General features: G+C 48.8%; 23 protein-coding genes. 16 read left to right on the forward strand and 7 right to left on the reverse strand.

Annotated features, from left to right (window positions below; genetic code table 11):
• Window positions 1–290: 290 nt before the first annotated feature.
• The 7 genes from BFC17_RS22650 (at window position 291) to BFC17_RS19570 (ending at window position 4506) form a co-directional block, all read left to right on the forward strand.
• Window positions 291–443, forward strand: a complete 153-nt coding sequence (locus tag BFC17_RS22650; protein ID WP_175439604.1) for a hypothetical protein — start codon at window positions 291–293, stop codon at window positions 441–443.
• A 128-nt stretch (window positions 444–571) separates the two neighbouring features.
• Window positions 572–1300, forward strand: coding sequence for a 16S rRNA (uracil(1498)-N(3))-methyltransferase (locus BFC17_RS19545; RefSeq protein WP_070178197.1), 729 nt, complete (start codon window positions 572–574; stop codon window positions 1298–1300).
• Window positions 1301–1415: 115 nt separating this feature from the next.
• Window positions 1416–2363 (forward strand): glutathione synthase, encoded by a 948-nt coding sequence (gshB, locus tag BFC17_RS19550; RefSeq protein ID WP_070178198.1) that lies wholly within the window; start codon window positions 1416–1418, stop codon window positions 2361–2363.
• A 46-nt stretch (window positions 2364–2409) separates the two neighbouring features.
• Window positions 2410–2976: a YqgE/AlgH family protein gene (locus BFC17_RS19555; RefSeq protein WP_070178199.1), complete on the forward strand. Its 567-nt coding sequence runs from the start codon at window positions 2410–2412 to the stop codon at window positions 2974–2976.
• The gene (gene ruvX, locus BFC17_RS19560; protein ID WP_070178200.1) at window positions 2969–3400 is read left to right on the forward strand and encodes a Holliday junction resolvase RuvX; all 432 of its coding nucleotides are present in this window, start codon (window positions 2969–2971) and stop codon (window positions 3398–3400) included. The genes BFC17_RS19555 and ruvX overlap by 8 nt, the downstream gene beginning before the upstream one ends.
• 131 nt (window positions 3401–3531) lie before the next feature.
• Window positions 3532–3927: a phosphate-starvation-inducible PsiE family protein gene (locus tag BFC17_RS19565; protein WP_070178201.1), complete on the forward strand. Its 396-nt coding sequence runs from the start codon at window positions 3532–3534 to the stop codon at window positions 3925–3927.
• A gap of 147 nt (window positions 3928–4074) precedes the next feature.
• Window positions 4075–4506, forward strand: coding sequence for an RDD family protein (locus BFC17_RS19570; protein WP_083271859.1), 432 nt, complete (start codon window positions 4075–4077; stop codon window positions 4504–4506).
• Between the two features lie 25 nt (window positions 4507–4531).
• On the opposite strand, the gene BFC17_RS19575 is transcribed toward BFC17_RS19570, so the two are convergent.
• From BFC17_RS19575 to BFC17_RS19590, 4 genes are all read right to left on the reverse strand, one after another.
• Complete coding sequence (locus BFC17_RS19575; protein WP_070178203.1) at window positions 4532–5320, reverse strand: lipase family protein; 789 nt, start codon at window positions 5318–5320, stop codon at window positions 4532–4534.
• A gap of 102 nt (window positions 5321–5422) precedes the next feature.
• Window positions 5423–5728: a putative signal transducing protein gene (locus tag BFC17_RS19580; RefSeq protein WP_070178204.1), complete on the reverse strand. Its 306-nt coding sequence runs from the start codon at window positions 5726–5728 to the stop codon at window positions 5423–5425.
• Between the two features lie 3 nt (window positions 5729–5731).
• On the reverse strand, window positions 5732–6847 hold the full coding sequence (locus tag BFC17_RS19585; protein ID WP_070178205.1) for a PilT/PilU family type 4a pilus ATPase: 1116 nt from the start codon (window positions 6845–6847) through the stop codon (window positions 5732–5734).
• An 11-nt stretch (window positions 6848–6858) separates the two neighbouring features.
• The gene (locus BFC17_RS19590; RefSeq protein WP_070178206.1) at window positions 6859–7902 is read right to left on the reverse strand and encodes a type IV pilus twitching motility protein PilT; all 1044 of its coding nucleotides are present in this window, start codon (window positions 7900–7902) and stop codon (window positions 6859–6861) included.
• Window positions 7903–7940: 38 nt separating this feature from the next.
• On the opposite strand from BFC17_RS19590, the gene BFC17_RS19595 reads away from it, so the two are divergent.
• The 6 genes from BFC17_RS19595 (at window position 7941) to BFC17_RS19620 (ending at window position 14013) form a co-directional block, all read left to right on the forward strand.
• The gene (locus BFC17_RS19595; protein ID WP_070178207.1) at window positions 7941–8636 is read left to right on the forward strand and encodes a YggS family pyridoxal phosphate-dependent enzyme; all 696 of its coding nucleotides are present in this window, start codon (window positions 7941–7943) and stop codon (window positions 8634–8636) included.
• A 14-nt stretch (window positions 8637–8650) separates the two neighbouring features.
• Window positions 8651–9472 (forward strand): pyrroline-5-carboxylate reductase, encoded by an 822-nt coding sequence (proC, locus tag BFC17_RS19600; protein ID WP_070178208.1) that lies wholly within the window; start codon window positions 8651–8653, stop codon window positions 9470–9472.
• A gap of 14 nt (window positions 9473–9486) precedes the next feature.
• Window positions 9487–10026, forward strand: coding sequence for a YggT family protein (locus BFC17_RS19605; RefSeq protein ID WP_070178209.1), 540 nt, complete (start codon window positions 9487–9489; stop codon window positions 10024–10026).
• Between the two features lie 15 nt (window positions 10027–10041).
• Window positions 10042–10488 carry a DUF4426 domain-containing protein gene (locus BFC17_RS19610; RefSeq protein WP_070178210.1) on the forward strand — a complete coding sequence of 149 codons (447 nt, stop codon included), beginning with the start codon at window positions 10042–10044 and terminating at the stop codon, window positions 10486–10488.
• A gap of 28 nt (window positions 10489–10516) precedes the next feature.
• Window positions 10517–11593 (forward strand): FUSC family protein, encoded by a 1077-nt coding sequence (locus tag BFC17_RS19615; protein WP_070178211.1) that lies wholly within the window; start codon window positions 10517–10519, stop codon window positions 11591–11593.
• Window positions 11594–11769: 176 nt separating this feature from the next.
• Window positions 11770–14013: a S9 family peptidase gene (locus BFC17_RS19620; protein ID WP_083271873.1), complete on the forward strand. Its 2244-nt coding sequence runs from the start codon at window positions 11770–11772 to the stop codon at window positions 14011–14013.
• Between the two features lie 61 nt (window positions 14014–14074).
• Here the strand turns inward: BFC17_RS19620 and yaaA are convergent, their stop codons facing one another.
• Window positions 14075–14848, reverse strand: a complete 774-nt coding sequence (gene yaaA / locus BFC17_RS19625; protein WP_070178213.1) for a peroxide stress protein YaaA — start codon at window positions 14846–14848, stop codon at window positions 14075–14077.
• Between the two features lie 335 nt (window positions 14849–15183).
• On the opposite strand from yaaA, the gene tal reads away from it, so the two are divergent.
• The 3 genes from tal to BFC17_RS22350 all read left to right on the forward strand — a co-directional run bounded on the left by tal (window position 15184) and on the right by BFC17_RS22350 (window position 18262).
• Window positions 15184–16146 carry a transaldolase gene (gene tal, locus BFC17_RS19630; RefSeq protein ID WP_070178214.1) on the forward strand — a complete coding sequence of 321 codons (963 nt, stop codon included), beginning with the start codon at window positions 15184–15186 and terminating at the stop codon, window positions 16144–16146.
• A 64-nt stretch (window positions 16147–16210) separates the two neighbouring features.
• The gene (gene pgi, locus BFC17_RS19635; protein WP_070178215.1) at window positions 16211–17860 is read left to right on the forward strand and encodes a glucose-6-phosphate isomerase; all 1650 of its coding nucleotides are present in this window, start codon (window positions 16211–16213) and stop codon (window positions 17858–17860) included.
• Between the two features lie 225 nt (window positions 17861–18085).
• Window positions 18086–18262 carry a DUF3545 family protein gene (locus BFC17_RS22350; protein ID WP_083271860.1) on the forward strand — a complete coding sequence of 59 codons (177 nt, stop codon included), beginning with the start codon at window positions 18086–18088 and terminating at the stop codon, window positions 18260–18262.
• A gap of 103 nt (window positions 18263–18365) precedes the next feature.
• Here BFC17_RS22350 and ung read toward each other — a convergent pair whose 3' ends face one another.
• Both ung and thrC read right to left on the reverse strand, forming a co-directional pair.
• Window positions 18366–19025 (reverse strand): uracil-DNA glycosylase, encoded by a 660-nt coding sequence (gene ung / locus BFC17_RS19640; protein WP_070178216.1) that lies wholly within the window; start codon window positions 19023–19025, stop codon window positions 18366–18368.
• On the reverse strand, window positions 19025–20314 hold the full coding sequence (thrC, locus tag BFC17_RS19645) for a threonine synthase (RefSeq protein ID WP_070178217.1): 1290 nt from the start codon (window positions 20312–20314) through the stop codon (window positions 19025–19027). The genes ung and thrC overlap by 1 nt, the downstream gene beginning before the upstream one ends.
• Window positions 20315–20318 lie beyond the last annotated feature (4 nt).

The following is a 20318-nucleotide window of genomic DNA, read 5'->3' on the forward strand; positions in this document are numbered from 1 at the left end:
TCACACCCGCTTATTATGATGTCAGCAATGGTTTCTATGCTTATTTTGCTAATCAACTGATTGCCATTGAATTTTTAAAAAAGGTCGGTTTACCACCTGCTTTTTACTGGTATTGAGCGCAGTAAAGGATTATATTTTTTAGCGCGCAATTTTGAGCCGTCCCGGTTGCGCGCCTAAAAAGGTATTTTAGGCCATTCAGAAGTATTCGTAAGTATGCTTAATACTCTGTACTGATTTGGCATAGTGTTAAAACTGCTTACCACCAGTAGAAATTTTTTAAGGAATAGAAAATGTTACTACTTAGTTGTTTATTTGCTGTTGTGTTATTGATTCTTGGTTACGCCCTTAAAGGGGATAAAGGTAAACATACGGTTCACGCCCGTCGGAACAAGACGATGGCGGTAAACCATGCCCAGTCCATCAATACTTTTGCTTCAAAATAAACAAGTGAGGTGCTGTGTTTTATCTTAAGGGTATACGCAGCGCCTTCAGATTCAGTAATCATCGGTTGAACTAACCACCTGATGAAAGCTACACTAACGACCGTTTTCTCTTTGCTAAGATAGTCGTTATGCGCATCCCCCGCTTATTTCATCCAGATACCATTACCGTCGACAGTGAACTGACCCTAACCGCAGAAGCAGCCCATCATGTTGCCAATGTTTTGCGGCTAAAAAGCGGCCATCCGGTAGTGTTATTTAATGGTGACGGTAACGAGTATCCGGCAACTATCATACTGGCCCAACGACGTCAGGTAGTAATAGAAATTGATTCCCGACTGGCTATAGATCCCCAGTCAGCCCTCCCATTACATCTGGGTCAGGGCGTTTCCAAAGGCGACCGCATGGATATCGTGTTGCAAAAAGCCACCGAGCTGGGCGCCACCACCATCACACCGTTAATCACCGAGCGTTGCCCGGTCAAGCTCGACGACGCCCGCTGGCAGAAAAAAATCGCTCAATGGCAAAAAATTATTCAGGGTGCGTGCGAACAGTGTGGGCGCAATACTTTACCCGAGTTAAAACCGGTGACCTCACTTAAAGACTGGCTGGCAGACTCCACGCGTCAGACCCGCCTGGTATTTGCTCCTGGCAGCCAGCAGCGGTTATCACAGCTGAGTGCTAATCCGGCCGGTTTTCGCGTTCTGGTTGGCCCCGAAGGCGGCCTGTCAGACGCCGAGGTTCATCAATCACAGGAAGCCGGCTTCACCGCCTGCTCTTTGGGGCCCCGAATATTACGGACAGAAACTGCGGCAATTTCCGGTCTGTCTGTATTACAGGCCACCTTTGGCGATTTATAATTACCCCGGACAGACCCGTAAGTTGCCAAAAAATACGACTATTAACCGTTTAATGACTTGAATTAAACGGTTTCGGCCTCCATTTTTCTTCCTACATGATTAAAGAGAGTGCGCTATGACCTATACCGTTGGCGTGGTAATGGACCCCATTGCCAAGATAAAACCCGAAAAAGACACCAGTTTTGCCATGATGCTGGAGGCCCAGAGACGCGGTGCTACGCTGGTTTATCTGGAATTAAAAGATTTATACATCGATAACGGTGTGCCAAAAGCTATAGGACAAACCGTCTCTGTCACCGATCAGGCAAAGGATTTTTATCAGTTGGGCGAGCAACAGCAGTATTTGCTGGGTGACCTCGACGTTATCCTGATGCGCAAGGACCCACCCTTCGACAGCGAGTTTCTGTACGCCACTCACATTCTGGATTTGGCTGAAAAAGCCGGCGCTCTGGTGGTCAACAAACCACAGAGTCTGCGGGATTTTAACGAGAAGTTATTTACTGCTTATTTCCCTGAGCTTATCCCCGATACCCTGGTAACCCGTAACGCGCAGCTGGTGAGAGCATTTCATGCCAAACATCAGGACGTTATCTGTAAGCCTCTCGATGGTATGGGCGGTGCGTCTATCTTTCGGGTTAAAGAAGACGGGAATAACCTGGGTGTGATCATTGAAACGTTGACGAACAATGGCCAGCGGCAGATGATGGTACAGGCCTATTTGCCGGCCATTAAAGACGGCGATAAGCGGGTGCTGATTGTTAATGGCAAAGTGATGCCTTATTGTCTGGCGCGGTTACCTTCTGCGGGAGAAACCCGGGGAAATCTGGCCGCCGGCGGCACCGGGCGTCCACAGCCGATCAGTGACAGCGACCGTGCGCTGGCAGAAACCATTGCTCCGGTGCTGGTAGAGCGTGGATTGATGTTTGTTGGCCTGGATGTAATTGGCGATCGTATTACCGAAATAAACGTTACCAGCCCAACTTGTGTTAGAGAAATCGAGCGCGAGTACGATATAAACATTATGGGCGAGTTATTTGACGCCATAGAAGCTAAACTTAACTGACGCGTACGCGCTTAGCTGAGATAGTCGACCTAGTGAGGTAGAGAACATGACAGAACTAAAAAGTCTGGCAAATCACTTTTTGATTGCAATGCCGTCCATGGAAGACCCGTTTTTTTCCCGTAGTCTGACCTACATCTGTGAGCACAATGATGAAGGCGCAATGGGGCTGGTAGTAAATCAACCCACCAACATGACCTTAAGAGAGTTGCTGGAACAGGCCGACAAGGATGCTGAAGTCGATGACGAAAAAGGTCAGCAAATCGTGCTGGCTGGGGGCCCGGTAAGTCAGGAGCGCGGCTTTATTTTACATAGCCCGCAGCCCGGTTGGAGCTCCAGTCTCAACCTCACATCAGAAATCATGGTCACTACGTCAAAAGATATTCTCAGTGCCCTGGGGAATCATCGCGGTCCGGACCAGGCGATCATTACCTTAGGTTATGCAGGCTGGAGCGCGGGACAGTTAGAACAGGAAATTCAGCAGAACTCCTGGCTGACTATCGAAGCCGACCCGAAAATCTTATTTGAAACGCCTATCCATCAGCGCTGGCAGTTGGCGGTTAACAGTCTGGGCGTGGATGTCTGGCAGATTGCGCCAGAGGTTGGCCATGCCTGAGGCTGGCCAGCGTACGGTACTGGCTTTTGATTTTGGCACCAAGAGCATAGGTGTTGCTGTTGGTCAGGAAGTCACGGGCACCGCTGCTCCCCTCGAGGCCCTAAAAGCTCGTGACGGAATACCAGACTGGAATCAGATTCAAAAAATCTATGATGAATGGCAACCCCATATCGTCGTAGTGGGCCTGCCTCTTAATATGGACGGCACAACACAAACCATGACCGAGCGGGCCCAGACCTTTGCGAATCGTCTTCACGGACGGTTTAAAACGCCGGTGAAGACCTGGGATGAACGTTTGAGTACTGCCGACGCGCGAGCAACCCTTTTTGAATTAGGCGGTTATAAAAAACTCACCAAAGGCAAGGTAGATAGCGTATCTGCTTGCCTGATTTTTACCAGTTGGTTTGAGAGCCAGTGGGATTAATTGAGCTCCCCTGCCCCAGAAATTCACTCAATCAATTAGCACTATAAAATTCATACTAAATAGTTATAGCCAATTCCCTCGACATATCGCAGACTGATGAAAATTCCAACGAAAAGGGAATCACTGTGTCCATGTCCAAGTTCATTGAGCAAATAGAAAAAGTCCTCTTAATCCTGATCATGCTGGCAACGCTGGTAGCCGTTGGTGCCGAAATTATGCATATGATTAAGCACCGCACCGTGGAGCTTTCTGATTTACTGTTGTTGTTCATTTATGCAGAAGTCATGGGCATGCTGGCGGCCTATTACAACAGCAACCGTATTCCGGTTACCCTGCCACTGATTATCGCAATGACAGCGTTGAGCCGAATGATTATTTTACAAAGCAAAGAACTGGACAAAATCGTTCTGATTTACGAATCAGGCAGTATTTTGTTACTCAGTATTGCCGCGCTTATCATGAGCATTAAGGATAAATACAGTCTGGATAAGCTGAAAAACCGGATCATCAGCCAACCTGAGCGTTAGCCTGATAATCCCTTGGGTCAATCTTTTATGGTGCAGTAGCCTGGCCGTTACTGCTCTTTTATCACGGCCATTTATCTACTCTGCGATTGCCTGCTTTTAAACGCCATTGTATCGTGTAAATCAACTTCATCGAAAAGGATTAACACGATGACCCAGGTTACCTATGCCGGATTTTGGATCCGCACCGGCGCAGCAATCATCGATTCGATATTATTATTACTTGTTATTCTGCCCGCCGTGGCAGCTATCTATGACATCAGTATTGTATCTGCACTATTTGTTTCCGGCGGACTTAGCGGCGCATTGCTTAACTATTTATTCCCTGCTGTCGCAATCATGTTGTTTTGGATTTATAAGTCTGCAACCCCTGGCAAACTGCTTACCCACACCACCATTGTGGACGCTAACACCGGTGAAAAACCCACTCCGAAGCAGTTTTTAATCCGTTACGTGGGCTACTACCTGGCCATGTTGCCTTTGTTTCTGGGCATTATCTGGGTTGGCGTGGATAAACGTAAACAAGGCTGGCACGACAAACTGGCGCAAACCGTGGTAATAAAATCACCAGCCTCTAAGTAAGAATAACTATGCTAACCAGCAAGGTTTAATGCTCGTCAAACAAGGTTTTGTTTCTGATGTATTTGCGCATGTAATGGTAGGTAATGGGGCGCAACAACCAGCTGTGTAGCGACTTAAGAAACCGCTCATGGGTGGGGGTATTTTCGTAAATCTGATCATCATGCAGCCACAACATTTTTCCCACATGCCAAAAATAATAGGGGAACGGCGGCATAAAGGTCACCATATCCAGATCGCAACAAATGCGATAGGTTTTATTATGCAGTAAATAGTGTTTATGCCACGAGCGAGTTGCTACCGCTGGCTGACCGAAAGTGACCACTCGCTTAACGGCCTTAGCTTCGAGACGCTCAAAGTAGTCAGCCATTAAAACGGCCACCGCACCACCCGATGAATGGCCGGTAAAAGTAAAACGCTTGCCCTGCTGGCGAAGCGGCTCGAGCACCTTGACCAGTAATTCTCGAAGCGGAAGCGCTTCGTTAATGGTTTTAGTACTGGAAAACATGGGCTGATTTAGCAAACGCTTAAACCCCCAGTGGACGTAGAAGTGGCGGTCCACCTGCTTTATCCTGGCTGGTACAAAAACCATGTTAGCCAGCCAGTCCCTCAAGCCTAACGACCCGCGGAACACTACGATGACCTCTTTTTTGTTTTCCATCCACAAAATACGAACGCTCATGCGACCGTATTTGTCCACCAGCAGGCGCTCATGAAAAGGCTTGAGCACCTTTTGATAATTAGCCGCAGCGTCGGGATAAGCGAGCTGGCAAAGAATGGCATATCGCTCGTATTGATAGCGTTTCAGCTTTTTCATTAAAAATTATACAGGCGGCAGTTTCTGTTTTAATGGCATCAATATACGGGATATTAGCCGAATAAGCACAACAGAGTGACCCATTGGATTAAAAATTTCCAGCTAACGCTTGGGCGACAGGCAATTCCAGCACAAATTAAACTCCGCTTCCTGCGGTTCTTCACAGGCCGAACACACCCAGGCCCGGGTTGCGCAGTCTTCCTTGAGAGACTGTAAGACTGCTTCGGCAAACACGATATCTTCAGCGTTAAGCAACCATAGTTCCGGCTCAATGTCCTGGGCTGGCAGCTCGCCCAGCGCGCCACTGATAAACTGATTACGCACCAGGCAGCGGATGCCCTGGGTGGTCAGGGCATCGTAATACTGCTGAATAATAAAGGGCGTTAATCCCGATTTATAGCGAATCAATGCTTAGTCCATATCAATGGACACACCAGACAGCGAGCCCAGTCCATCGCTTTCGGCGTTATTGTCATCAAGCTTGATCATCAGGCGCAGGTCGTTTGGCGAGTCAGCATGATGCAGCGCCTGCTCAAGATTAATCTGGCCCGCTTTGTACAAATCAAACAAGGCCATATCAAAAGTTTGCATACCCTGCTCTTTACCTTTTTGCATTGCTTCTTTCAGGCTGCCAATCTCGTTACGCTGAATCAGGTCACGAATGAGCGGTGAATTAAGCAATATTTCGATAGCAGCGACCCGGCCTTTGCCATCCACGGTAGGCACGAGCTGCTGAGCAACAATGGCGCGAATGTTTAAACTCAGATCAAAGCGAAGTTTATCGTGCTGGTCTTTAGGCGCCAGGTGCATGATCCGTTCAATGGCCTGGTTGGCGTTGTTTGCGTGCAGGGTTGCCACACATAAATGCCCGGTATCGGCAAACGACATGGCATATTCCATGGTTTCCATGGAGCGGATCTCACCAATCAGGATGACATCCGGCGCCTGACGTAACGAGCTTTTCAGCGCGTCGTCAAAAGACTGGGTATCAATACCCACCTCGCGCTGGGTTACCACGCAATTTTTATGTTCGTGAACAAATTCAATGGGATCTTCAATGGTCAGGATATGGCCGTGAGAGTTGGTGTTCCGATGACCAATCAGGGCTGCAAGGGAAGTCGATTTACCGGTGCCGGTGCCCCCGACAAACAGTACCAGCCCCCGTTTGGACATGATGATGTCTTTTAATACCGACGGCAAACCCAGATCTTCAGCGTTAGGGATTTGCGTCACGATTCGACGAATGACCATACCGGCCTGATCACGCTGCCAAAAAGCGCTGCAACGAAAACGACCAATACCATCGCGAGCGATAGCAAAGTTACATTCTTTGGTGGTATGAAACTCTTCGCGCTGCTTCTCGTTCATTGCTTCATGAACCAGATCCAGCGCCGCCTGATCAGATAACTTTGATTCCATCAGTGGTGTCAGTTTACCGTTTATTTTGGCACTGACCGCAAAACCCGATGTCACAAACAAATCCGAGGCATCTTTATCCACCATATTTTGTAACAGCTGATCAAGCATAAAATAACTCCTTAAAAGCCCGGACGTTGTTGCTTATCAATCATTTTCGCCATGGCGTCCTGCTGGGTAATCACGCCGGTCGCCACCAGCCTTTGTAAACACTGATCCATGGTTTGCATACCGTGGGCCTGGCCCGTTTGAATGACCGAATACATTTGCGGCACTTTGTCTTCACGGATAAGGTTTCGAATAGCCGGAATACCAATCATAATTTCGTGCGCTGCCACCCGACCGCCACCAATCTTTTTCAACAGGGTTTGCGAGATAACCGCACGCAATGATTCCGACAGCATGGAACGCACCATGGCTTTTTCTTCGGCGGGGAACACATCGATAATACGGTCGATGGTTTTTGGCGCAGAATTGGTATGCAGGGTGCCAAATACCAGGTGTCCGGTTTCGGCCGCAGAAATGGCCAGACGAATGGTTTCCAAATCCCGTAATTCCCCCACCAGAATCACGTCCGGGTCTTCACGCAGTGCCGAACGCAAGGCATTAGAGAAGCTATGGGTATCCCGATGCACTTCCCGTTGGTTTAGTACGCTGAGTTTGTTGTCGTGGACAAATTCAATCGGGTCTTCGATTGTCAGAATATGCTCACGCTTGTGGCTGTTGATATGATCTATCATCGCCGCCAGGGTGGTACTCTTACCCGAACCGGTAGCCCCTGTTACCAGCACAATTCCGGTGGGCTGATTAATGATTTCCTTAAAGATTTGCGGGGCCCCGAGGTCGTCCAGGGTCAGCACTTTACTGGGAATGGTCCGCAACACCGCCGCCGCACCGCGGTTTTGCACAAAGGCGTTAACCCGGAAACGAGACAGGTCTTTTACCTCAAAGGAAAAATCGGTTTCGAGGTTTTCCTCGTATTCCTTACGTTGCTTGTCGTTCATGATTTCATAAACCAGGGCATGAACCTGTTTATGATCAAGAGGGTCAACATTTAACCGACGCATTTCGCCGTCCACCCGAATAATCGGCGGAAGGCCTGCGGACAAGTGAAGGTCTGATGCGTTATTCTTAACACTAAATGCTAAAAGTTCGGTAATATCCACAGCCTGACTTCTCCATAACCTGTAGGTGAGTTGTATTAATGCAAACAATAGCAGATCGACTGATAAACGCACGTCAAGAAATCGATAAAGCCACTGCGTCTGCTAACCGTCCGCCCCATTCTGTCCGATTGCTGGCCGTAAGCAAGACCAAACCCGTATCGGATATTGAGCTTGCGTATGAAGCGGGACAACGATTGTTTGGCGAAAACTACATCCAGGAGGGTGTCGATAAAATTCAGACCCTTAAACACCTGTCAGACATTGAATGGCACATGATTGGCCCCATACAATCAAATAAGACTAAAATAGTGGCAGAGCATTTTGACTGGGTGCAAACCATCGACCGTCTGAAAATTGCCAAACGGTTAAATGACCAGCGCCCGGATGACCTGCCGCCGTTAAATGTGTGTATTCAGCTCAATATTGAGCAGGAAGAAACAAAATCCGGCATTATACCGGCCGAACTACCGGCGCTGGTGCAAGAAATACGTCATTTACCCCGCTTATCATTACGCGGGCTGATGGCTATTCCTGCGACTGGCGTCACGCCTGAAGCACAGCACCAGACGCTGGCCACGCTGGCGTCGTTGTATACCGAACTGGCGTCGCAGGTTGACACTGTTGATACGCTCTCGGTAGGAATGAGTGGCGACATGCAACAGGCAATTGCCCATGGTTCTACCATGGTGCGCATAGGCACCGCCATTTTTGGTGCCCGAAACTATCAACAATAAGTTAAAGGAGACTCATGCAACATCGTAAACTTGCATTTATTGGCGCGGGTAACATGACCCGCAGTATCGTTGCCGGACTGGTATCATCTGGTTATCCCAAAGAGGCTATCATTGCCAGCAACCGCTCGCGGCCAAAGCTTGATGCCCTGCAGGAAGAGCTGGGTATCAATGTGACTCAGTCCAACGATGAAGCCTGCCAGTTTGCCGATGCCATTGTGTTATCCGTAAAACCACAAATGATGGCCGACGTCTGCGCAGCAATGCAGCAACAAACAGACTTCAGCGGCAAGCTGTTTATTTCGATAGCCGCAGGCTTACCGGTAAGCCGCTTACAGGAAATGCTGGGTGGTGATTACCCCGTTGTTCGGGTGATGCCAAATACGCCAAGTCTGCTGGGCATGGGTATGTCTGGCCTGTATGCGCAGGACTCTGTCAGTCAGGCCGATCGGGATTATGTGGCGGATGTTATGGCGGCTGTAGGCAAAACCCTGTGGGTTGAGCAGGAAGACGGCATTAACGGCGTCATTGCAGCAGCAGGCAGCAGTCCGGCCTATTTCTTTTTATTCCTGCAAGCGATGCAGGACGAATGCATGGCCCAGGGCTTCAGCAAAGATGATGCCCGCCTGTTAGTGCAACAGGCTATGCTGGGTGCAGCACAAATGGTTTGCGAAAATCCGCAGCTTGAATTAAGTGAATTACGCGCTCAGGTAACCTCTAAAGGCGGCACCACCGCAGCAGCGGTTAACTCTCTGATCGACAGTGATTTACAACAAATTGTCGCAAAAGCGATGCAGGCCGCGGTTGCGCGTGCCGAGGAAATGGCTACTTTATTTTAGGATAGGAACAAGCAATGAACGCCACGGTATTTCTTATCACCACTGTTTTCAATTTGTATCTGATGGTGGTGCTATTACGGCTATGGCTACAGATGGCCAGGGCTGATTTTTACAACCCGTTCAGCCAGTTTGTGGTTAAAGCCACGCACCCGATTATTGGACCAATGCGCCGGATCATTCCTTCTATCGGCGCCTTTGATGTTGCCACCCTGGTGCTGGCACTGCTGGTAGCCTTAGCGAAATACCTGGTGCTCACCCTGCTGTTTGGTGGCAATGTTAACCCTCTGGGCTTACTCATTATCTCGGCACTGGATGTGGTTAAAGAATTCCTGACCCTGGTGTTCTGGGTACTCATTCTGCGCGCTATTTTAAGCTGGGTATCACAGGGCAGAAACCCCATTGAATATGTGATGCAGCAGCTTACCGAACCATTTCTGGCACCGATTCGCCGTATTATCCCGCCCATCGGGGGGTTGGATCTGTCGGTACTGGTTGCCATCATCGCGCTGCAGGCCATTCAGCTGGTGCTGCGTGATTACCTACCTTATTACTAACCCGGGGAGATTTTTATGAGTAACTATCTCGCTAAGAAAGGCTTACGGGGCATTTTGCTATCAATGCTACTTTTGCCTCTGGCTTTTATGGCCCAAGCCGAACAAAAGGAACAGTTAGGCCAGTGGGATGTGCACTACATTGTGGTTAATTCCACTTTCTTTAGCCCGGAAATTGCCCGTCAGTACGGTATTGTGCGCAGTAAATACAATGCACTGGTGAATATTTCCGTGCTCGAAAGCGCTACGCAACAGGCACAAACTGTGGGAATGCAGGGCACGGCGACTAACCTGCTGGGCACCGAGAAAAAACTGGCCTTTAAGAAAGTTCAGGAAGGCGATGCCATTTATTACCTGGCCGTATTTGATTTTCGCCATGACGAGACGTACCGGTTTAATATCGAAATTCGCCGGGGTAATACCGTTGAAACCCTGAAGTTTCAGCAGAAAATGTACGTTGACTAATCTTTCTCACGGCTGACGGAGAGCTAGTGTGGCACGCTTTACCCGGCGCAATTTATCCAGCACTGCAAAGCAGGCCCATCGGGGTTTTCTGCATGGCTTTACCTCGCTGTTCACGCTAAACCCGATTCCGCGGCCGTTACCACTAATTCTGCTCTGTTCATTCTGTATGGCATCGCCACTTATGGTAGGGCTGCTTACTAACCATCTTAATGCCGGTCTCACCGCCTGTATCGGGGCGTTGTTAGGACTTTACAGTCCGTCTTTTACTCCGGGTTACCGGGCCAGCACCCTGGTTAAAATGATCGTGCCTTTTGGCGCGTCATTTACCCTTGGGTTGCTGACTCAATCGTTTCTGCCAGCATCAGCCTTATCACTCAGTCTGGTATCTTTCATTGCCGTGTATCTGGCCCTGTACAAACAAATGCGCCCGCCGGCGGCGTTCTTTTTCATCATGGTCTGTTGTTTAAGTAAAACCCATCATGTTGAAAGCAGCGAAATCCCTTTTATGGCGGGTGCTTTTTTCGCTGGTAGTCTGTTTGCTACCAGTATGGTCTTGCTCCACGATTTACTGCTGATACGGCCAAAACCACCGCGGCCTGAGACTCCCGATACACCTTTGTGGCAACCGGCGTTGTTCACCAAAGCACTGGTTGTCGGTATCACCGTTGGCGGCAGTTATTACCTGGCTGGTATGGCTGGTATCGATAACCCTTACTGGGTACCCATTACTGTTGCTGCGGTACTGCAAGGCCAACGTATGACCGACTTCTGGCAACGTTCATTACATCGGTCCATTGGGACAGGACTGGGTATGCTACTCGCTACGGGCATCTTTTCGCTCTCGCCGTCACCGGTGATACTGGTCGCTTTATTGTTTGTTCTGGCCTTTACCATTGAAATGCTCATTGCCAAAAACTATGCCCTGGCCTGCGTGTTTATTACGCCACTCACGGTAATTCTGGCGCACACAGCCCCAATTGGTTACAGCGCAGAAACCCTGATCATTGCCCGCATGACCGACGTTTTAATCGGCGCAACCTTTGCGTTGATGGCTGGCCTGGTGCTGAAAATACTGCCCTACAGCAAAAGCCATCGGGTCAGGTAAACAGGCTCTGTGCATTGCACGTTAAGCGGCCAGGTTAAGACTACCAACCTCCTTTGCGTCTGCGCGTATATCCATTACACTCAAAACTCCAAAGCACTGTTGTGCATATAAAAACGACGGGACTCACATTGAAAAAATTTACCAAAACCCTGATTACCGGTGCAGGTTTACTGGCCATGGCTGGCTGCGCACCAACCCCGGAAGCAACAACTGAACCCACACCGACCTTATCTCTTGAGCGTATTTACACTAACAAAGAATTTAAAAGTGAACGCGCACCGTATTTTCGCTGGCTCGATGACGGCAGCGGCTATACCGTGCTTGAAGCCCGCGACGAATCGCAAGCTAGCAAGGATGATGATAGCCATGGTGTTAAAGGCAACGACATCGTGTTTTACCAGCCCGATGGCAGCGGCCGCAAGGTGCTTATCACGGTTGAGCAACTCACGCCTGAAGGCGCTGACGAAGCCCTGAGCATCGAAGATTACCGCTGGTCAGACGATGGTAAATGGGCGCTCATTTTTACCAACGGACAAAAAGTCTGGCGTCACCGTACCCGCGGCGATTACTGGGTGCTTAACCTGGAAAATAACAACCTGTATCAGCTGGGCGGACAGTCACCTGAAGCCACCAGTGTGATGTTTGCTAAGTTCAGCCCGGACAGCAGCAAAATCGCTTATGTTCAGCACAACAATATTTATGTTGAAACGCTCGGTAAGCAAATGGTAACGGCACTCACTACCGACGGCAGCGACACTATTATTAACGGCAACTTTGACTGGGTTTATGAAGAAGAATTTTCCATTACCGATGGTTTTCGCTGGAGCCCGGATAGCCAGGCCATAGCCTACTGGCAGCTTGATCAATCTGGTGTCGAATACTTCACCATGATCAATAACACTGATTCACTCTACCCCACACTCACCCGCTTTCCTTACCCTAAAGCTGGCGAGCAGAACTCAGCAGTGAAAGTGGGCGTGGTATCGCTGGCCTCCAAACAAACCCAATGGGCGCCGCTACCCGGTGACAACCGCGATCGTTATGTCCCGCGCATAAGCTGGGCGGGTACCAGTGATGAGATCCTGATTCAGGATGTTAACCGCCCGCAAAACACCAACATTCTGCGTTTGTTCAACTGGCAAAAGGGCGCATTAAAGACCATTTACACCGACCAGGATGATGCCTTCCTTGAGTGGTACTACGCGGCTGAATGGCAGGAAGATGGCAGCCACTTTGTATTTCACAGTGAGCGCGACGGCTGGCGTCACCTGTACTCGATTTCCCGGGATGGTAAATCCATTGTCGATCTGACGCCCGGCGAGTACGACATTGTTGACTTAATCACCATTAACGAAAACACCAACAGCATTTACTTTACGGCTTCGCCGGATGCGCCGGAACAGCGTTTTCTGTTTAAGGGCTCGCTTGATGGCAGTAAGCCGGTAGAACTGGTTACGCCAACGGAGTTTACCGGTAATAATCGTTACTACATGTCAAAAGATGCCAGTTTTGCCATGCATACCCATAGCCGTTTTAATCAGCCTGCACGCAGCCAGATTATCGAAACTGCGGGACATAAACCGGTTACTCAACTCACCACAAACAACGAGTTAAACGCCCGCCTGGCGCAGGAGTCACTTCCGCAGCATGAGTTTTTCCGCGTTGAAGCCCGCGATGGTGTGGCCCTTGATGGCTGGATAATGTTCCCACCCGACATGGACAAAAGTAAAAAATACCCTGTCATTTTCTACGTTTATGGCGAACCCTGGGGCTCGACTGTACAGGATAGCTGGGGCGGCAGCAGCTATTTATGGAACAGCATGATGACCCAGAAAGGGTTTATTATGGTGTCGGTGGATAACCGCGGAACCCGCGCGCCCAAAGGGCGTGACTGGCGCAAATCCATCTATAAGAAAATAGGTAGCATTACCGTACGCGATCAGGCTGATGCCCTTGACGCTATTGCAGCGCGCTGGCCGCAGATTGATACCAGCAGAGTCGGTATCTGGGGTCATTCAGGTGGTGGCAGTTCTACGCTTAATGCCTTATTCCGACAGGGGGATAAATTCCACGTTGGGGTATCTCAGGCACCGGTAGCCGATATCCGCTACTACGATACGATTTATCAGGAACGCTATTCCGGCAACCCCAAAACGGATCCCGATAGCTATACCAATACGTCGCCCATTACTTTTGCCAAAGATCTGACAGGCGAGCTGTTACTGGTACACGGTACCGGCGATGATAATGTTCACTATCAGGGCACCGAAGCATTAATCAACGAACTGGTGAAGCACAACAAACAGTTCAGGTTTATGTCCTACCCTAACCGCAGTCACAGGATTAGTGAGGGCGAAGGCACTACACTGCACTTACAAACCATGAAGACTAACTTCTTTATTGAGCAATTAAAGCCATAAACCAAAAAGCGCAGCGGGTTGCCCTGCTGCGCTCTTCTGTTTGCCACACTGCGTTGAGCGCCTATTGCTCTTCGCGCAAAAACACCAGCTCTGTAGCTGAGCTTTGTTCTTCACTGAAATAGTAACCAGCAGTATCAAAAGCCTTTAATCCATCTACACCCTTCACCTGATTTTGAATGATATAGCGCGCCATTAAGCCGCGTGCTTTTTTGGCATAAAAACTAATAATTTTGTACTGGCCATTTTTCTTATCTTTGAATACCGGCGTAATGATCATGCCTTCAAGCGCTGACTTCCTGACGGATTTAAAATACTCATTGGATGCCAGGTTAATCAGCACATTGTCTCCCTGGTCGGCTAATGCCTTGTTTAGAACACTGGTAATCTTAGTGTCCCAGTATTCGTACAGATTCTTACCCCGGGAGTTTTCCAGCTTAGTGCCCATTTCAAGGCGGTAGGCCTGCATTAAATCGAGCGGTCTTAGCACCCCGTATAAACCTGACAGAATCCGCAGATGCTGCTGAGCATAGTCAATATCCTGCTCACTCAGACTTTGCGCGTCCAGGCCGGTATACACATCACCGTTAAACGCAAACAGCGCCTGACGGGCATTATCAGCGGTAAAGGGAAGGGAAAATTCGGCAAATCGATTGGCATTCAGCGTTGCCAGTTTGTCACTGATTTTCATTAATGAGCTAAGCTGCGCCGGACTTAAATCCTTACACTCTTCGGCCAGAGTCGCGGCGTCATCCAGCAAACCCGGCTGGGTAAACTCATTAACCGGCACTCTGGACTCGTAATCTAAATTTTTAGCGGGGGATACAACAACTAACATGCTTTCTCCTATATCAATGACGCAAGTATACCACTCATCATTCGCGGTATCAGGCCACAAAAAGCGATTAGCTGATTCAATTTTTTACGAACCATTAATCAGCGCGGTTTCCATCTTGAGAAAGCCGCATAACTCCCCCACATCCTTTATCAGAACCTATTGCTGTTGAAGGCGCAATCTGGCGGTTAAACTCTCCGTGAGATTGGTATACACTGGATGGTATACTCGCCCATAAAAGCCAGATAAAGGCACCCTACAGTAAAACTAACTCGGTTATGCATCACCACCATCGTTGTGATTGCCTGGCCATAACAAAATTCAGGATAGTAAAGCAAATGAGCAATCAGTTAGAGTCACTCCGTAAACTCACTACCGTGGTCGCAGACACCGGCGATATCGACGCCATCAAGAAATACCAGCCGGTTGACGCAACAACCAACCCATCACTGCTTTTAAAAGCTGCCAGCTTACCGCAATATGCCACCTTAATTGACAAAGCTGTCAGCTGGGCTGCCAGCCAGTCGGATGATGCAGCACAGCAATTAACTGACGCCTCAGACAAACTGGCCGTGGCCATTGGTAAAGAGATTTCTGGTAGCATTCCTGGTCGAATTTCTACCGAAGTAGACGCGCGCTTATCCTTTGATACCGAAGCCACCATCGCTAAAGCTCACCGACTGGTTGAACTGTATGCCGATGCCGGTATCGATAAATCCAAAATCCTGATCAAAATTGCCTCTACCTGGGATGGCATCCGCGCCGCTGAGGTGCTGGAGAAAGAAGGTATTAACTGTAACCTTACCCTGCTATTCAGTTTTGCCCAGGCCCGTGCCTGTGCTGAAGCCGGCGCCTTCCTGATTTCACCTTTTGTTGGCCGTATTCTGGACTGGTACAAAAAAGCCACCGGCAAAGACAGCTATGAAGCCAGTGAAGATCCGGGCGTAGTATCGGTAACCAGCATCTACAACTACTACAAGGCAAACGGCTACAAAACCATTGTGATGGGCGCCAGCTTCCGTAATACCGGTGAAATTCTTGAGCTTGCTGGCTGTGACCGTCTGACCATCAGCCCGCAGTTGCTGGAAGAACTGGCCAATGCGCCGGGCGAAGTTGAAGCAAAATTAACTGACAACGGTGCTACCGAACAGCCGGGTGCTGCATTAACCGAAGCACAGTTCCGCTGGGATATGAATGAAGATGCCATGGCTACGGAAAAACTGGCCGAAGGTATCCGCAACTTTGCCGCGGATCAGGAAAAACTGGAAAGCCTGTTAACCGAAAAACTCAACAATTTGTAATACGCGTCCACTAACGTATTGCAATCATAAACCTTTACACTGAAAAGTTTAGTAGGAACTAAGTATGACAACGCTCACGGAATCAGCCCAGTGGCAAACGCTTGAATCACTGGCACAACTGGTAGAGAAAGAACATATGCGTGACTGGTTTGCCAGTGACGCAAACCGCGCCGCCGATATGAATGTTGAAGCCTGTGGTTTATTTCTCGATTTCTCGAAAAACCGGGTGACTAAAGATGTCTTAAAAGCTTTATTTGATCTGGCTGATGCCCGTGGTGTTGCCCAACACCGCGACGCTATGTTCAACGGTGATATTATCAATAACACCGAAGGACGAGCGGTATTGCATACTGCCCTGCGCAACTTTTCCGGCCAACCCGTGATAGTAGACGGTGAAGATGTTATGCCGGAAGTGCTGGCAACACTGGATAAGATTGAAGCGTTCACCCACAGTGTGCACAGTGGTGAGCACAAAGGTTATACCGGTAAGGCTATCAAACATATTGTGGCCATCGGTATTGGCGGCTCTTTCCTTGGCCCGAAAATCATGACCGAAGCACTTAAGCCCTATCAGCAGGATGCGGTTAAAGTGCACTTTGTGGCCAACGTAGACGGTTGCCACATTACTGATGTCCTAAGCGCTATGGATCACGAAGACACGCTGATTGTGATGTCATCCAAGTCGTTTTCTACTCAGGAAACACTGCAAAACACGCTAACGGCAAAAGACTGGTTCCTTAAACAGGGTGGCACTCAGGAAGATATCGCCAGACACTTTGTTGCGGTGTCTTCTAATGTTAAGGCAGCCACTGAGTTTGGTATTGCCGAAGAAAATATCTTCCCCATGTGGGATTGGGTTGGCGGTCGCTATTCCTTGTGGTCTGCCATTGGCTTGCCGATTTCCTTATGCCTCGGCTTTGCCAACTTTAAGGGCCTGCTTGAAGGTGCCTTTGCCATGGATGAGCACTTTAAAACTGCCCCCAATGAGCAAAACCTGCCGGTGATCCTGGCCATGCTGGGTATCTGGTACCGTAACTTCTTTGGTGCGCAATCACACGTAATGCTTCCTTATTATCATTACTTGCGTGGCCTGCCAGCCTATGTGCAGCAGCTTGATATGGAAAGTAACGGTAAGCTGGTTACGCAGGACGGTGATGCTATTGGTTACGAAACGGGTCCTATTATCTGGGGCAGCGAAGGTACCAACGGCCAGCACAGCTTCCACCAGCTCATCCACCAGGGTCATGGCGTTATCCCGGCGGACTTTCTGATGCCACTGAATGTGCCCAATCAGGACGATACCCACCATGCCATGCTGGCCTCTAACTGTTTTGGCCAGGCACAGGCACTGATGCAGGGTAAAACCTTTGCGGACTGTTACGCTGATTTAGCCGATAAAGGGCTGGATGAAGCCGAGCGTAAACGCCTCGCACAGCATAAAACCATGCCGGGCAATAAACCCAGCAACACTATTTTATTTGAAAAGCTGGATCCGTTTACACTTGGCGCGCTGGTTGCAATGTATGAACATAAGGTGTTCGTACAAGGTGTTATCTGGCAGCTTAATTCATTTGACCAATGGGGCGTAGAATTAGGTAAAGTCCTTGGAAATCAAGTGTTAGCGGGGATTCAGGGGAATACAGAAGCAGAGACTTTTGACAGCTCAACCCAGAATCTGATAAATCGCTTTAAGCAAACCAATGCACCAAAATAAACATTACTGGTCATAATCTGAGCCAAGAATGTGCAACTTAACAGAGGGACCACGCAAAGGTTCCTCTGCTATCGAACACCACGGATTGTCATCACAGCGTCATAATTTGTTAATTAAAAGTAAATAAAACTATTTTAATCTAGCAACAGCTGTGGTACAAAAATTGTCAGGAGTCAATAAAGGCGCACTGACAGTGTAGTTAGCGGTAATTACAAGGAGATCTCCGTGGATACTTCAGATTTATTTGCAATGCTTAACCTAGACGAAACTTCAACCAAAACCAAAAGTAAAAAACGTAAGTGGAGAGAAATCGAAGCAATTAAAGACCGGTATCAACTGGAAAAGGAACTCGCTGATATCGATATGAGTTTTGACCTGGCTTTAGAAGAAAGCGCTCGCTAAGAACACACAACGACCACATCATTGATGTGGTCGTTTGCGTTTAGGGCATCTGATTTTTAAATCGGGCCATAAAAGCTGATAACGTCGCTTATTAGCTGGTTGCTTATACCTGCCAGTTAACAGGCGACTTATTCTGGCTCACCAGCAGCTGGTTAGTCTGGCTGAAGTGCTTACAGCCAAAAAACCCCCGGTGTGCAGACAACGGAGAAGGGTGTGGTGCACTCAGCACATGATGCTTACTGGTGTCGATATGCATGCCTTTTTTTTGCGCGTGGCTGCCCCACAACAAAAACACAACGCCCTGTTGATGTTGATTAACGGCGTCGATAATCGCGTCGGTAAATCGTTCCCACCCCCATTTAGCATGACTGTGTGCCTTACCCTGCTCTACGGTTAATACCGTATTTAATAACAACACACCCTGCTCTGCCCAGCTTGTCAGTGTGCCGTGATTGGGTATCGCAAATCCGTCGATATCTGCCGCCAGCTCTTTATAAATATTAACTAACGAAGGCGGCGTTTTTACGCCGGGTAAAACCGAAAAGCACAGACCATGGGCTTGATTGGGACCGTGATAAGGATCCTGTCCAAGAATGACAACCTTTACAGCATCCAGAGGGGTATATTTAAGGGCGTTAAAGACATCATGTGAGGGTGGATAAATGACTTTACCCGCCTCACGCTCAGCCTCAACCCGGGCCATCAGGTTAACAAAATAGTCTGCCTGTTTTTGTGGCCCGAGTATTTCCTGCCAACCAGGCATTACTCGCCTTTTAACAGGGCAAACATATGCGCTTTCAGCGCTTCGTAATCCGCTGGCAGCTCGGCTTCCAGGCTTTCCATGTTGGCACAGTCAGCCAATGGTTTAGGCAGGCTTAACGGCGTGCCTAACACGTTTTCTACCGTTTCACGGAATTTAGCCGGATGGGCTGTACCTAAAAATACGCCAACTTCATCGTCATTCAGATCATGACTTACCGCACGGTAAGCAATGGCAGCGTGTGGCTCAGAGGTATAACCTTCTTTCAGTAACTGACGCATGGCCAGTTGAGTGTATTCTTCATCCACCGACTCACCGCGCAGAATATCCTTGCTCAGGTAACCGCGCTCCACCAGCGCTTCAATGCGCGGCCAGTTATTTGGCTGGCTTACATCCATGGCGTTTGACATGGTTGCTACGGTGGCATTAGGCGCCCACTCACCGGTTTTAAGATAACGTGGTACGGTATCATTCAGGTTAGTCGCCGCGATAAAGCGTTTAATCGGCAGGCCCATGGTTTTGGCAATCATACCCGCAGTCAGGTTACCAAAGTTACCACTTGGTACCGAGAACACGGCTTTGCTGCGCTTGTCTTCCGGCAGTTGTGCAACGGCTTCAAAGTAGTAACACACCTGCGCTAACAAGCGACTGATGTTAATAGAGTTAGCCGAGTTTAAATGCAGTCCTTCACGCACATCAGCATCGTCAAACGCTTGCTTAACCATAGCCTGACACGCATCAAAGTCACTTTCGATGGCAACAGTGTGAATATTGTCACCCAGCGTAGTAAACAGCTTTTGCTGTAACGGACTGATTTTGCCTTTAGGGAACAGGATTACTACGTTAATGTTTTCCAGACCGTGGAAAGCATGGGCAACGGCAGCGCCGGTATCGCCCGATGTGGCGGTAAGGATAGTAATTGGCGAGCCATCACTGATGCGCGATAAACACTGGGCCATAAAGCGGCCACCAAAATCTTTAAACGCCAGCGTCGGGCCGTGGAATAACTCCAGACAATAGGTCTTATCGTTGACCTGCTCAACTTTAGCCGGAAAGGTAAAGGCTGATTTAACGATTTCAGCAACGGTTTCTTCACCCAGCTCATCGGCGATAAACGCAGATAGAATTTTAGTTGAGCGCTCGACAAAAGGCATTGCCAGCAATGCATCGATATCGTCAAAGGTAGGAATTTCAGTTGGAAAGAATAACCCCTGATTACGACCCAGACCTTGTTTTACTGCCTGCGCAAATGATACCTGTTCACTTGCGTCTTTTAAATTTACCAGTTGCACTTAC

Source organism: Marisediminitalea lipolytica (assembly GCF_001758465.1).
GTDB classification, from domain to species: Bacteria; Pseudomonadota; Gammaproteobacteria; order Enterobacterales; family Alteromonadaceae; genus Alteromonas; species Alteromonas lipolytica.